The sequence below is a fragment of the Aminobacter sp. P4_D5 genome, assembly GCF_056401815.1.
The window spans coordinates 1-850 of record NZ_JBFUIP010000531.1 but is presented as its reverse complement, the minus strand read 5'-3'; the positions used below and the strand labels follow the sequence as shown (position 1 = coordinate 850).

At 64.5% G+C, this 850-nt stretch carries 2 protein-coding genes; one reads left to right on the top strand and one right to left on the bottom strand.

Translation table 11 applies throughout. The annotated features are described in order from the left end of the window. Positions 1 to 57: GTP-binding protein (locus tag AC1DWF_RS33310; protein WP_476842774.1), on the bottom strand; the 57-nt coding region annotated here is incomplete at its 3' end. 296 nt (positions 58 to 353) lie between these two features. On the opposite strand from AC1DWF_RS33310, the gene AC1DWF_RS33305 reads away from it, so the two are divergent. Beyond that, positions 354 to 677: a hypothetical protein gene (locus AC1DWF_RS33305; RefSeq protein ID WP_476842773.1), complete on the top strand. Its 324-nt coding sequence runs from the start codon at positions 354 to 356 to the stop codon at positions 675 to 677. Positions 678 to 850 lie beyond the last annotated feature (173 nt).

Sequence of the window (850 nt, the reverse complement as noted above, 5' to 3'; positions counted from 1 at the left end):
ATCGACGAGCGTGGTCTTGCCGTGGTCGACGTGCGCGATGATCGCGAGGTTACGCATGGACATGGGGTCGGGCTTCCGGGCGTGGTTGTGGCCCGCGCGCGAAGGTGCCCGGGCGGCGTTGAACGGTCTTGTCGGTGTTGCTGCGGCGCACACATAGGGCTGCCGCAACAAAATTGCCAGCGAAGAAGCGATGACCCGCCATGCGCGTGTTTCATGTGCGCGTCTCGTCACCGCATGCCGAGGCACCGAAAATGCGACGGACGTGACAAAATCACGCGTTGCGGTTGTTCTGGTGTGCGGGCATATCGCCGTCGCGTTAGGGGACATAGATCATGCTAAAACATGTACTTGTCGTGATGATGGCGCTCGGCTGCGTGTCGGCGGCCCAGGCTCAGCAGTCCTGCATCGGCACCGACAAGCTCTCCATTCAGGCCGCACAGACGCGGCCTGGATCAGGCGGGACCTGGAACTACGTGGCGCGGATCGCGAACTCGTCGTTAAATCCGATTCGTTTCGACGTGCGGTTCGTGATGGCCAATGCGCAGCCCAACCGCGACATCATCCCCTTCACGCAGTCCCTGAACGCCCGGACCTTCCGCGAATACATTCTGGCGAATGGCCCCTCCATCGTGGACCCCACCCGCATCACCGAGAACACCCGGCTGCTTTGCCGCTGAGCGACGCCGGAAAGGCCCTTACCGGGCCTTGACCGGCCGGTTCCCGTGGCTGTCGGCGGGAACCCCGCGCGCGAGCGACATGTGGCTGTGCACGCTCAGCCAGCCCTCGGCACCACCGGGCACCAGGATCAGCGTCGTGCGGCCCGGCCGGTCGAAGGGCTTGCCGTCTGGGT